The 12,755-nt window shown below is 48.1% G+C and carries 12 protein-coding genes; 7 read left to right on the top strand and 5 right to left on the bottom strand.

Features of this window, described 5'->3' with window-relative positions; all coding sequences use genetic code 11:
* Positions 1 to 10: 10 nt before the first annotated feature.
* On the bottom strand, positions 11 to 1,051 hold the full coding sequence (gene tssA, locus BMZ51_RS00455) for a type VI secretion system protein TssA (protein WP_068009655.1): 1,041 nt from the start codon (positions 1,049 to 1,051) through the stop codon (positions 11 to 13).
* Positions 1,052 to 1,216: 165 nt separating this feature from the next.
* Between tssA and BMZ51_RS00450 the strand changes: the two genes are divergently transcribed.
* Entirely contained in the window at positions 1,217 to 2,053 is an 837-nt protein-coding gene (locus tag BMZ51_RS00450; protein ID WP_068009657.1) for a protein kinase domain-containing protein, read from the top strand.
* Here the strand turns inward: BMZ51_RS00450 and BMZ51_RS00445 are convergent.
* The 3 genes from BMZ51_RS00445 to BMZ51_RS00435 all read right to left on the bottom strand — a co-directional run bounded on the left by BMZ51_RS00445 (position 2,013) and on the right by BMZ51_RS00435 (position 5,690).
* Positions 2,013 to 2,762, bottom strand: a complete 750-nt coding sequence (locus BMZ51_RS00445) for a hypothetical protein (protein ID WP_208979197.1) — start codon at positions 2,760 to 2,762, stop codon at positions 2,013 to 2,015. The genes BMZ51_RS00450 and BMZ51_RS00445 overlap by 41 nt on opposite strands.
* Before the next feature lie 338 nt (positions 2,763 to 3,100).
* A complete protein-coding gene (locus BMZ51_RS00440) occupies positions 3,101 to 4,300 on the bottom strand; it encodes a hypothetical protein (protein ID WP_208979196.1) in 1,200 nt (399 codons plus the stop codon).
* Positions 4,301 to 4,304: 4 nt separating this feature from the next.
* Positions 4,305 to 5,690 (bottom strand): cytochrome P450, encoded by a 1,386-nt coding sequence (locus BMZ51_RS00435; RefSeq protein WP_068009661.1) that lies wholly within the window; start codon positions 5,688 to 5,690, stop codon positions 4,305 to 4,307.
* Between the two features lie 723 nt (positions 5,691 to 6,413).
* Here BMZ51_RS00435 and rbsD point away from each other — a divergent pair.
* The 6 genes from rbsD (at position 6,414) to rbsK (ending at position 12,223) form a co-directional block, all read left to right on the top strand.
* On the top strand, positions 6,414 to 6,833 hold the full coding sequence (rbsD, locus tag BMZ51_RS00430) for a D-ribose pyranase (RefSeq protein WP_068009662.1): 420 nt from the start codon (positions 6,414 to 6,416) through the stop codon (positions 6,831 to 6,833).
* Between the two features lie 42 nt (positions 6,834 to 6,875).
* Entirely contained in the window at positions 6,876 to 8,369 is a 1,494-nt protein-coding gene (locus BMZ51_RS00425; protein WP_068009665.1) for a sugar ABC transporter ATP-binding protein, read from the top strand.
* 5 nt (positions 8,370 to 8,374) lie between these two features.
* Positions 8,375 to 9,319, top strand: a complete 945-nt coding sequence (rbsC, locus tag BMZ51_RS00420) for a ribose ABC transporter permease (RefSeq protein WP_068009667.1) — start codon at positions 8,375 to 8,377, stop codon at positions 9,317 to 9,319.
* A 31-nt stretch (positions 9,320 to 9,350) separates the two neighbouring features.
* Positions 9,351 to 10,232 carry a ribose ABC transporter substrate-binding protein RbsB gene (gene rbsB / locus BMZ51_RS00415; RefSeq protein WP_068009669.1) on the top strand — a complete coding sequence of 294 codons (882 nt, stop codon included), beginning with the start codon at positions 9,351 to 9,353 and terminating at the stop codon, positions 10,230 to 10,232.
* Positions 10,233 to 10,300: 68 nt separating this feature from the next.
* Positions 10,301 to 11,296 carry a LacI family DNA-binding transcriptional regulator gene (locus BMZ51_RS00410; protein ID WP_068009672.1) on the top strand — a complete coding sequence of 332 codons (996 nt, stop codon included), beginning with the start codon at positions 10,301 to 10,303 and terminating at the stop codon, positions 11,294 to 11,296.
* A gap of 9 nt (positions 11,297 to 11,305) precedes the next feature.
* Positions 11,306 to 12,223: a ribokinase gene (rbsK, locus tag BMZ51_RS00405; protein ID WP_068009674.1), complete on the top strand. Its 918-nt coding sequence runs from the start codon at positions 11,306 to 11,308 to the stop codon at positions 12,221 to 12,223.
* Positions 12,224 to 12,279: 56 nt separating this feature from the next.
* Here rbsK and queF read toward each other — a convergent pair whose 3' ends face one another.
* The gene (gene queF / locus BMZ51_RS00400) at positions 12,280 to 12,747 is read right to left on the bottom strand and encodes a preQ(1) synthase (RefSeq protein WP_068009872.1); all 468 of its coding nucleotides are present in this window, start codon (positions 12,745 to 12,747) and stop codon (positions 12,280 to 12,282) included.
* Between the last annotated feature and the right edge of the window lie 8 nt (positions 12,748 to 12,755).

Raw genomic sequence — 12,755 nt, 5'->3', positions numbered from 1 at the left:
CAAACTTTAGTTAGTCCGTTGAGCCGAATTTCTCGTCGTCATCCTCGGGGCGTGCTCCGCGAATGTTCAAAACTTGTAATTCCCCATCAGGTGCCAGGTCCTTAATGATGGAATAGAAGTCAAGATCCACAAGGCGTCGGGCCCTGTGAAGTAGAAGAGGGACCGGACTTGAAGGTTCACTACGCTTGTAATAAGCGCAAACTTCATCAAGAGCCCTTAAGACGTCAGTTCGGTTTATAACTGTTCCGGTAAAGCTTCCTGTTTTCTTTCCCGTATGGCTTCCGATTGTACATTCATCTTCATGGAAATTTTCTCTGTTTTCTTCATTTTCGAGCTCCAATGCTGGAGCCAGCAAAAAATGCGCCTGGCGTAGCTCTCGCAAAAGGTCGTCAAGGAGTAGTCCTCCGTGATGGGAGAAAAAATCGCGAATATGCTCCGATGTTTTAATTGCAGTCCCAATAGCGTGAACGACTTCGCTAATGTTTTCGTGACCTGTCTCGCGTAACGCTGCATCGTAGGAGGCAATATCTGGCCGGTCTCGGCCCTCTGGAAGTTCTGAATCACCACGTGCAATTGCTATCTCATTCAAAGACCAGACGCCGAAGATGCGGGAGTTCACCAAAGAGGTGTTTCTCAACAAGTTGAGTGTTGTACGCCTGTCATTGAGCGCGGACAGGACATTTGCACGCATAATTGGGTCGTGGCCCTCAGCAGGATCAAGCTCTGGGTGCAATGTGTCCCAGAATGTATCCAGCATCTTCGCGATGAAACTGAGCCCCTTCGCAAAGCCTGGAAAGCCTTCAAGTGAAACCAAGGACTGGGTATGTATGATTGCAACACGAAGGTCATATGTTCTTGTAAGTATTTGAGAAGAAAGCCTTAGCGCTTCTTTCCAGTCGGGTTCTTCCCCTTTAATAATGGCTTCCCCAATTTGGTGGTCCTGGGTGCCGCTGGCAGCAGTTTCCATTGTCAGGAAGTCAGGATCATATTCAAGATCCGGGCCGCAAGGTGCGTTCTCCTCAATTGGTTGAAGGGAAGCCGTTGGATCCATTCGAAATCTGTCCCGCTTTGCTGCTGCGCATTGGGAATGATGGCCTGATATCTGCCAAGTATGTGCGCTCATTACCGGCAGTTTTCTAATGGAGTAGGGGTGCCACTCAATATAAAACTATAATATTCCGTGAGGTCATGTCATTGTGTGTACGGTAAGGATTGAATGGAAAATATCGTTATTAACTGGTTGCCTAAAAAAGGAAAAATAGCATCGTGCGCGAGCACCGGTCTGAAGTTTGAGGGTCTTTTGAAAGTGCAAAGCAAATACACGTCTAATAGTACAGTTAGATTTTACAGGTGTGCGACTTCAAACTGCATGATTGCGGAAAAAACACTTCTTTCATCAGACCTCTCCCAACAGACTCTGCTGCGCGAAAGGAAAGCGTTGATGCAGTTGGATGGCTTCATTGCACCCAGGTTTGTAGCCATAAGCGAAAGCCAAGGCGAGGTCAGGCTTAGGTTGAGGATGGTTGACGGAGGCCTCCTATCAGAAATCATAGCAAAGGACGTCTTGTCTCCAGAAGAGCGGAGCCAGATATGCGAAAACCTAGTCATGACCGTCAATCTTCTCCATGATAAAGGGATCGCTCATCTTGACCTTGCACCAAACAACATTCTTCTGAGTGACGAAGGGGAATGTGGAGTTGTCCTCCTTGATTTTGGCTTTTGTGCCTTCGCCGAAGAACTACCTTTTTTAAGGCCCAAAAACAGCTTCACAGCTCACTTAAGCTATGCCGCTCCAGAACAACTGGGATTGGGAACAAATTCCATTTCGATGGAAGCCGATTTATATGCGCTGGGTCTAATCATCCGAGAAATATATGGATACGATGACCACATCAAAAACTCGTATGACGATGCAAAATTATTTCGAAAGGGTAATTTAAGTGTCACCCGATTACCTGAAAACTGGCAGGATATTGTTCGGAATCTGACGTGTTACGCTCCGTGCGAACGCTCTAGAATACTAACGCGCAGCGGCGACAACAATTCGAGCTAGGCTTTATGTGGAGAGCAGCGGACAAAGCGGAGGTGAGGCCAATGGCAGCTTCAGTTCTGGCAAATGCTGCTGCATTCAAACGCGCTGATGCCTTCAGCGAAGCTCGGGCGGTCGCTCGTACCGAAATGCGGTTGGCATTCTTAAGCCAGTGTACTTGGTGTGCCTTCAGGCCCAGTTTGCTTAGGTCAAGCTTCAGGGCAGGCAACTTCAATACAAGCTTTGGGAGGAGTTTTGAAAAGATCTTTAGCTTTGCAGTAATACGTGCCCAGACTTTTATGTTTCCTGAAAATAGGTTTTCCCCAAACGCTTGCTGCAAAAGGCCTATCACATTCAAGGCCGCCAGAATCTTAAAGGCTGCCTTCAGGTCGAATTTAAACCCAAGATTCAATCGACCAAAGTCAGCGAGCATTTTTGATAAGGCGCGTAAATCGGCCTCGGCATTCATATTCAGTTTTTGTTTTAGACCTACATCGACCAGACCAAGCAAAGGCAGGGCTAGTTTGGCTTTTGGAAGCATGATCGTGAGTTTGCCTAGGTGAAGATTGAATGGATTTAGCCCGAGGCCTTTGATTTGCAAAATAAGCTGCGCTGCCAGTCCCAATTTTGCAAGAATGTGCGCAGGGAGTGCAGCCAGATTAAGTGCAAAAGGCAACACGAACTTCGCTGAAGTTTGAGCAAGTTTTTTGAGCTTGATATGGGTCGCTGGCAAAGTTGTGGACTCTGTTGTTGTAAGTGCCAGATCCGACGCTGCCGTAAGGCGGTGGTTGATGCTCTGGTTTAATTGCAAAAATTGAGCAAGGCTCAGAAAATTGAAAGGGCGAAGTCCTAATAATAAATGAGGAGGAGGGACCTTGATGGCTGGTCCTTTAATGCGGGGGAGTTTGGTTGCCTCACCCGCTTTCATAACTAACGGAGCCAGCTGATTGAGGGTGATATTGGGTAAAATGTCAGGGCAGAAACAGAAGCAGGGCAACGCAGATGCTCCTTTGGTACCATCTTGAAAGATTAAGCCGCCAATATGCTAAAGCGGCTTCGTTAGTGTTTCGGTTAGGTGGCAATCTTTTCCTCAAGTCCTTTCAAAGCATCGGCAATAGGCTTCTTTATCGAAACTGATACGCCGAGTGGGTTTTTCTCTAGAAGGCTAATAAGATTATCGGAATTCATATGGGTATTGAGTGTGGCAATGCTTGAGGACAGTTTTTTTGCAACTGCATCACGTTTGTTTGCAGGTGCGCCTCCCCAAGCTTTAAGGTCACCCATAACCACATCTAAATGCCCCTTCAACACACTGGCATCACCCATTAATGCTTGAGATGGGCCTTTCGCTGCTATGAGACGCATGCGTGGGTCTGGGTGGCTTTTTAAACTGGAAAGCAGGCTCCCAAGATTGGTTTCCACGTTCTTACGCTGAAGCTGGAGTTCCTTCACAGCCACAGCGACTTCTTTCTGATCTACTTTTCGTGCGCCTGGGTGATGAGCTAGAAGCTCAAGTATGTCCTTCACACCAGCTTGTGTGGCTTTCTCATCGAGTTTATTTACTGAGTTTTTGAGCTCTTCGAGCTTCTGCTTAAGTGAGCTATCCAGCGCTTCATCATCTCCAAGGGCCTTGCCAACTCTCTTCGCCGTTGCGGAAAGGATCGCCGTCAGTTTTTCCCGCAAAGCCTGATCCTGGTTATCTTTTTTAGCCGCGGCATCGCTGGTTTCTTGCGCTGTGGTTTTTTCTTCCTGTGCCTCTGTTATGTCTTCTGTACTTCTAGTTTGCAGCTCCTCTTCCTCAAATGTGTCTGTCGCTCCAGCAGAAGTGAGTTCATCATCTTCTTGCGTGGATGCATTAAGTATGATGTCCTCGCTCTCATGCTCTTCAGTTTCATGATGGTCGGAATGAATAGTTTCACCGTCTTCGTCGAGTACGTGAATTTTGAATGTCAGTTTTTGGCTAATAAGGAACTTCCGCATCATCTTGATAAGCCCTTGAGTAGGTGGCTTACCAATGCACTGAAGCGTCATGTCCTTGCTTTTTATAGAGACTTCCCCACACATACTCTTTGGGTTTTTCGTCACTTTCTTAACTGCAAGAAGCAACATTTTTGGTTTCTTGCGTGGGTGAAGCAGCAACGCATCGTCTTCTTTTGGGTTCTTGTTCGGTGAATACGCAAAGTTGACGGGCTGCCGGCGCGCTTTCTGTATGCTTGCTTTTAACTGCTGTAGTTCCTTGGGATCCATCGGGTAACCTCGACGTTTTAGCATGCGATTAGGTGCTGTTTTTCCTTTTGTGCACCTTGCACAAAACTGGTCTGGACGGTTTTAAGTAAAGAGAACTGTCTGGCCGTACTTCATCTGTATTCAGCGTTTCAAAGTCGAACATGGTGCACAATTGTGCGATCACCTTGATCCCTAGGAATGTGACGTAGCTGGCTCCTGTACACATGCGTGGACCAAGGCCAAATGGGAAGTAGCTTCCAAGGGTCGCCTTTGCTTCTCCTCGTGAAAAACGGTCAGGGTCAAACTGGTCCGGGTTCTCCCAGAATGAATTGTGCCGATGAACAATCCACGGACTGATGATAACCATCGACTCTTTAGGAATTAGAGTGTTGCCCAGGAGTGTATCTTCTCTTGCAACTCGTGACAGGTAAAGGACCGGCGGATAGAGTCGTAAGACCTCCTTAAATACATCGCGTGTAAAGCGCAGGCGAGGCAGATGCTCATAGGAGATACGGGCAGAAGCGGTGACCATCTGGACTTCAGAGCGAATGCGCTCAACGATTTTTGGGCACTGGGCAAGTATAAAGATAGACCAACATAAAGCAGCAGAAGTTGTTTCGTGGCTGGACAGGAAAATGCTCGCGACCTGATCAATAAGCTGCGATCTTGTAAAATGCTTACCAGTTGAAGGGACGCGTGCGTTTTGGAGAACTTGGAAGAAATTCTGCGAATTTGGCGGTCTATTGTGAATGTGATCGTCTATGATTTGGGAGATGACCTTTCTCACATCCTCCGCTGTCTTCAAAGCAGCATCTGTAAATGCAGGTTCAGATTTGCCATAACGCTGATTAAGATCTGATGCTGTTTCCGTAACCTCTTCCTCATATTTCATGATGGAGTTAAAGCATTGGTGCTCCAGTTGAATTTCAATTGGCTTAGAAAATACACAACGAAAATTGATATCTGCAATCAGGAAATTGATTTCCTCTGCAAGCTTAATAGTCTTCCCACTGTCCGCATAAGCTTGCAACCGTTCTCCAAATGAGCTCAGTGCTTCTTGAATGTAGCCGAACGAAATTCGCACACTGGTATTCGAAAAAATCGGCGTGACCATTTCATGCTGGTCTTTCCAATCGACACCTTCAGCAGAAAACAGCCCATTATGTAAGATTGGTTTCATAAGCTCTGCGAGCCCGCCGCTTTTCGAAAAGCTAGCCCGTTGCTCTTCAAGGACCCGTGAAAGAAGTTTGGGTTCATTGATAAGAAATTTGAGCGGTTCCACATCGTCGAACTGGAAAACGGCGCATTCGTAAAGCTCTTTTGGGATCATGCTTAAAGGATCTGAGCCTACATAATTGCGGAAGTCTCTCCAGCCTTCTTTTGCTTCTCCTGGATAGGGCGCTGGTGGTCGGTAAAGGGAAGTCCTGTTTTCCATTATCTACATTCATGTTGCGGCGGAAATGGAAGACTTCCGCACATATCCCAACACCATCAACGGAGGCTGACAAAGGAAGTAGGGAAGAACCCATGTGCAATCGTACTCAGCGGAAATATAAAACAGCCCTCTTAGAGATTTGCTTTTTGGATGCTGCAAATTTTGTTTGATTGTTAAACAAGTCAGCCAATATGCTGTAAATGGCTCGCTACGCAGAGAATTTGAGCATGGGAACAGCAAGTGAGTTGTGTCGCGTGGTGAACTCACCCGTCAGCCGGGGATGCGCTGCTGATGATCTGTTCAATAGCCTTAAAAAGTATGCATGAGCACCGTGAACGAAGAATGCTCACCTGCTACCGCCATCAGCTTTTAATTGACTAAAAATCATCGAGATGAGCGTCTTTGAAAAAGATTCCCGTAAGGTCACTTTTAGCTCCATGTGCGAATGCAACATATCCCCAGAAACGATTTGGCAAAACATATGCGCATTTTGTCACAGGTAAGTGCTACAGAGGCTCCTGTGAGCTGCAAACTAAGTGCAAAAAATCCTATATATGCTCTGATATTTTTGCGGTTTCGAGGTATTTCACTGATGCATGCTCAACATTCTAAACAGGTCAAATTCTCCAAAATCTACGCGCAACCGTTTGCGCAAACGGTTGCGCGTAGATTTCTTACCTGATATCTTGCTACCAATCGAGACAGCGCGGAGGAACTGCTGCAATGAAGAAGGGCGTACTTTTAAACGCTCCGGTCTCCAACATTATCTCGCAGATGGGCCATGGCGATGGTCTGTGTGTTGGTGATGCCGGACTCCCGATCTCCGACAATGTGGAACGGATTGATCTTGCGATAACACGAGGTCTCCCAGGCATGTTGGAGACGGCTGCTGCCATCTCGGAAGAAATGCAAATCGAGCGGATTGCCGTAGCTGAGGAATTGATTGAGCAGCAACCTGCTTTTCATCTCCGGTTGCTATCATTCATTTCTGAGGTCTCGAAAAACCAAGGCAAAAGTGTAGAGACAACGATCGTCTCTCACGAGGAATTCAAGCGACTGACCGGAAAATGCCGGGCGGTGGTGCGTACGGGAGAGTGCACACCTTATGCTAATGTAATTTTCTATTCAGGCGTAACGTTCTAAAGAGAATTCGGGAATTAATCGGGCTTTGGGAGAGGACACCCAGTGACAACCCTTCTTGAACTTCAAGGAATTGAAAAATCCTTCTCCGGGATCAATGTGCTTAAATCCGTTGATTTGACAATCCGCGCTGGTCGTGTGGTCGCGCTCGCAGGTGAAAACGGGGCTGGTAAGTCGACCCTGATGAAAATCATTTCTGGTATCTATCAGCGAGACGCAGGGACGGTATTTTACAAGGGGCACGAAGTAGAGTTCACGAACGCTCGGGAGTCTATGGATGCTGGCATTGGTATCATCCATCAAGAATTGAACCTCTTGCCCGACCTCTCCGTTGCCGAGAATATATATTTGGGCCGCGAACCTACCAAGCTGGGAAAAATCCAGTGGGATGTGGTTCAGCGTGAATCCAAGAAGTATTTGGCTCAATTGAAGCAGGATATCGACCCCACGACCCCATTGGGGAAACTCTCCATCGCACAACAGCAAATGGTTGAGATTGCTAAAGCACTCTCATTGAACGCTGAAGTGATCATCATGGACGAGCCAACTGATGCGCTCACAGACATTGAAACTGCCATCCTGTTTGAGGTTGTTGATGAGCTTCGTGCTCAGGGTAAAGGTCTGGTCTTCATTTCTCATCGACTGGGTGAGATTTTCCAAATGTGCGATGATATTGCAATCTTGCGTGATGGCCAGATGGTTCACCAGGGAGCGGTCGCCGATATTTCGGAGGATGATCTGATCCGTCACATGGTGGGTCGCGAATTATCAGATCAATACCCGTTCGTTCCTGCAGAGCCTGGCGACGTGCGCATCGAAGTTGATAAACTCACAGCCCGAGGTGCGAAAGAAATTTCTTTCACGGCAAATGCCGGTGAGGTTGTTGGTTTTGCAGGCCTTGTTGGCGCAGGTCGTACCGAGCTCGCAAAAGCAATTTTTGGTGCGAACCCAATCAGAGGCGGGTCCGTCAAAATTGATGGTCAAGAGATTAGCCTGAAGTCACCTCAAGATGGGGTGAAGGCGAAAATTGGGTACGTCACGGAGGATCGCAAACAAGAAGGGTTGGTTCAGTCTCAATCACTTGGGTCCAACATGTCTCTTACAGGGCTGGATCGCTTCTGCAACACCTTGGGTATTGTAAATAAAACCTCTGAAGCAGTAACGATAAGCGAATATATCGAAGCGTTTGCTATCAAGACCAGAGACGCTAGCACCATTATCTCCAACTTGTCTGGGGGTAATCAGCAAAAGGTCTCTATCGCCAAGTCTTTGGTGCCGGAGCCTGAGGTTCTGATTTTAGATGAGCCAACACGCGGGGTCGATGTTGGCGCTAAGCGTGAGATCTACACACTCATCAATAAACTGAAAGCAGAAGGCCTCTGTATTCTTCTGATTTCCTCGGACATGCCAGAACTTCTGGGCATCTCTGATCGCATCCTCGTCTTGTCCGATGGTAAGCTTACCGGCTCATTTGACCGTGACGAAGCAACACAAGAAAACATTATGCGCTGCGCAGTCGCAGGCCAAACAAACGGATAAAACAGATGAAGCTCAACGACTTTATCAGTGAAAATAAGTCTCTGATTGGCCTGATTATCCTGATGGCCGCCGTGTCTTTCGCGAATGCTAACTTCCTTGGTGTTGACAATATGCTCAACATCTTGCGCCAAACGTCCATCAACGCGGTCATCGCGATGGGCATGACCTTTGTTATTTTAACGTCAGGTATCGACCTTTCTGTTGGGTCCATTTTGGCGTTCGCCGGGGCGATTTGCGCAAGTCTTATCGGTATGGATACCCCGCTTGTTGTTGCTCTTTTTGCGACAATTATGGTGGGTGCAGGGCTGGGCGCGACAAGTGGCGTTATCATCAGCTACTTTAATGTACAGCCATTCATTGCCACGCTTGTTGGCATGACCATGATCCGTGGTGCAACGCTCGTCTATACTCAGGGACGCCCTGTCTCAACGGGTTCCCATGATGTTGCCGAAAGCTTCTATCAATTTGGAGCTGGTTACATCTTTGGCATTCCACACCCAGTCATCTTGATGATTGTGATTTTTGCAATCTGTTGGTTCATCCTGAGTCAGACCCGTTTTGGACGTTATGTTTATGCCATTGGTGGCAACGAGAATGTGGCACGTCTGTCTGGCATCAACGTCAAAAAAGTCAAAATCCTTGTTTATGCTTTGAGCGGAGCGCTCGCTGCACTGGCAGGCATCATCCTGACTGCCCGTCTCGAATCCGCTCAACCAACAGCCGGTCTTGGCTACGAGTTGGATGCAATCGCAGCAGTCGTTCTCGGGGGCACGAGCCTTGCAGGCGGCAAGGGACGAGTTTTCGGCACTATTATTGGTGCCTTAATCATCGGTGTGTTGAACAACGCACTGAATATTATGGATGTTTCATCCTACTATCAGATGATCGCAAAGGGTGCGGTTATCCTTCTGGCGGTTGTCGTCGACAGCCGTGGCAAAGCAAACGCGTGAGCAAGAATAAACAAAACCTCGGGAGGTTTTTATGAAAAAACTAGTGAGTTTGGCAGCTGGTGCAGCTCTTCTACTCGGCTCTACAGCAGTTTCAATGGCGCAAGACACACTCGCTCTGGTGGTGTCTACATTGAACAACCCATTCTTCGTAACTTTGAAGGAAGGTGCCGAGGCCCGCGCAAATGAGCTTGGCTACAAAATTGTTGTGCTCGACAGTCAGAATGATCCGGCTAAAGAACTGGCAAACGTTGAAGACGTTCTGAGCAAAGATGTTGCTCTGTTGCTCATTAACCCAACAGACTCAGACGCAGTTTCCAGCTCTATTCGTGCTGCAAACAACAAAAACGTTCCAGTCATCACCCTTGACCGCGGTGCATCACGCGGAAAAGTCATCTCCCATGTTGCTTCTGACAACGTGTTCGGCGGCGAAATGGCAGGTCAATTGATCGTTGAGACACTTGGCAACAAGGGTAAGGTTGTTGAGTTGGAAGGTGTACCAGGTACTTCTGCAGCGCGTGATCGTGGTCAGGGCTTTAACAAAGCAATTGCAGGCGCCCCTGATATTGAAATCGTTGCAGTTCAGCCAGCAGACTTTGACCGTACAAAAGGTCTAAACGTGATGGAGAACATCCTTCAGGCTCAGCCGGAAGTAAATGCTGTATTTGCGCACAACGATGAAATGGCTCTGGGTGCAATCAAAGCGATCGAAGCTGCAAATCGTGACGTCCTCGTTGTTGGATTTGACGGAACAAGTGATGGTGTAAAAGCGGTTGAAGAAGGTGCAATGCTGGCAACTGTTGCACAACAAGCTGGTATGATTGGCCTCATCGGCGTAGACACTGCAGACAAAGTTCTCAAAGGTGAAACTGTCGAAACATACACTCCAGTTGCGCTGAAGCTTGTTACCAAGTAAGTGCACGTAAAATGAACGAAATCGGGTCTGGCAAACGCGCCAGATCCGTCCCTTAACCCGGAGCGAAAATGGTCAGTATTAAGGATGTTGCTCAGGCAGCGGGGGTTTCCGCATCTACAGTGTCTCATGTAATCAACGAAACACGTTACGTTGCTCCTGTGACCAAACAAAAAGTGCAAAAAGCTATCAAGGCGCTTGGGTTTCAACCAAGCATGATGGCTCGCGCGCTCAAGGTTAAGCGAACCAACATCATAGGCATGTTGGTATCAAGCAGCTCCAACCCATTTTTCGCAGACGTTGTGCGAGGGGTGGAAGAGGGGTGCTATCAAAACAATTTCAGCCTCATTTTGTGTAACTCGGGTCACCAATCCGACAGGCAGCTGGCAAATCTCAATACGTTGCTTCAGCGCCGCATTGATGCGCTTTTGGTGATGACCACCAAGACCGACCCTGTACTTTATGAGCAGCTTAGTAAGCTTGGCGACTTGCCAAGAGCTATTCTTGATTCAGCTCCGCACCCAAACGCTTGCACTTTGCAAGATGACTCTGTGTTGGGTGGGAAACTGGCAACCCGCCATTTTATTGAACGCGGCCTGTCAAAGATTGGGTGCCTAATGGGGCCACCAGATCACCCACGGTCTATCGAACGTTACAATGGCTTTAAGTCTGCAATGGAAGAAGCCGGTCTTCCAATTGAGCAAAAATGGCAAGCTGCTGGCCTTCTGACTGCATCTGGCGGTTATGAAGGCATGAAGCGAATTTTGGATGCAGATAGCCAACCTGAAGCAGTCTTTGCCTTCAACGATTTGATGGCAATGGGTGCGTATCGCGCTGTTCAGGAACGCAATCTGCGCATTCCAGAAGATATCTCTATTATCGGTTACGATGACGTTGAGTACGCCTCTTACATGGCTCCAACGCTCACAACCGTCAAACAGCCCAGTTTTGAACTGGGTTTGAGCGCTGCCGAAGCGCTCATCAGTCACCTGGAAGAAAAAGTAAAAATGCCAGCAGTTATCAGACTGGTTCCAGAGCTTATCGTCCGCAGTTCAGTTATTAACTAGGGATAATTCATGTCCATCGTCATTGTCGGGTCTATCAATGTTGATATCACAACCCGTTCCGATCGGTTGCCGCAGCCTGGAGAAACGCTGCATGGACACAGCTACTCAATCAATCTAGGGGGAAAGGGCTGCAATCAGGCGGTCGCTCTTTCAAAGCTGGGTGGGGATGCTCAGCTGGTTGGGCGAATTGGTAAGGATGGTTTTGGAGATATCGCCAAACAGCATCTAACGGATATGGGCGTTTCAACGCACTATGTGCTAAGCGATGCTGTGCATGGAACTGGCATCGCCGTCATTGGTGTGGATGCTAACTCCGAGAACAGTATTACAGTTATTGGCGGGGCAAACCTTGCGGTTGACGAGAGTGATCTGGAGCGTACTTCAGATTTGCTGAATGGCGCAGAGATCATGCTCATGCAGTTGGAGATTCCAGTCCAAACATGCTTGAGTGCTGCAAAGAAAGTGCGTGCAGCCGGCGGAATCGTGATTTTTGACCCTGCACCAGCCCCGGTGAACGGTTTGCCAGAAGGGTTCTTGCAAAACGTAGATGTGGTAACGCCAAACGAAACTGAAGCTGAAATTATGACTGGTTTTCGACCAACCAATGCAAAGGAAGCAGCTCATGCCGCTGACTTGCTGCGCGAGAAAGGTGTTGCTGCAGCTGTCGTGAAATTGGGTGCGCGCGGTGTGTACTTTAAGGATGACAATTCTGAAGGGTTCATCGAACCGTACAAAGTCAATGCGATCGATACCGTTGCTGCAGGTGATTGCTTTAATGGTGGATTGGCCTATGCGCTGTCCAAAAAGAAAACCTTGAAAGAGGCAGTTCGCTTCGCGGCTGCTTGTGGCGCATTATCGACGACAAAGCAGGGTGCTGCAACTTCAGCGCCAAGTTTGGAAGAGGTCAAAGCCCTGATGGGCCGATAAGTCATCGAAAAGAAAGTTGGGGTTGGCAGCCTTTATGCAACCCCAACTGTGAAACCTTAGCCGCGGCCCCGGTATGTCGGCACACCTTGCTCAGGGATCCAGACACCTTTGGGCTCTTCTCCAGTTTGATAAAACACATCAATAGGAATGCCGCCGCGCGGGTACCAGTATCCACCAATACGCAGCCAGATTGGTTTGAGCGTGTCAACGAGACGCTTGCCGATCGAAACCGTACAATCTTCGTGGAAAGCACCATGGTTGCGGAAGGACGTCAGGAACAGCTTTAAGGACTTGCTCTCGACCAACCATTCATCTGGGACATAGTCGATCACCAAATGCGCAAAGTCTGGCTGGTTGGTGATTGGGCACAAGGACGTGAATTCTGGAGCGGTGAAGCGAATAGCATAAGGCGTTCCTTGTTGTGGGTTAGGTACCCTTTCTAAAACAGCCTCTTCAGGTGATTGGGGCTGAACGGTTTCGCCGCCCAGCATAGTAAGGTTCTTGTAGATGTCGTCTTTGCTCATTGCTATCT

Origin of the sequence: Pseudovibrio axinellae (assembly GCF_900110875.1) — a bacterium.
GTDB lineage: Bacteria > Pseudomonadota > Alphaproteobacteria > Rhizobiales > Stappiaceae > Pseudovibrio > Pseudovibrio axinellae.
This window is presented reverse-complemented; position numbering and strand designations above follow the sequence as displayed.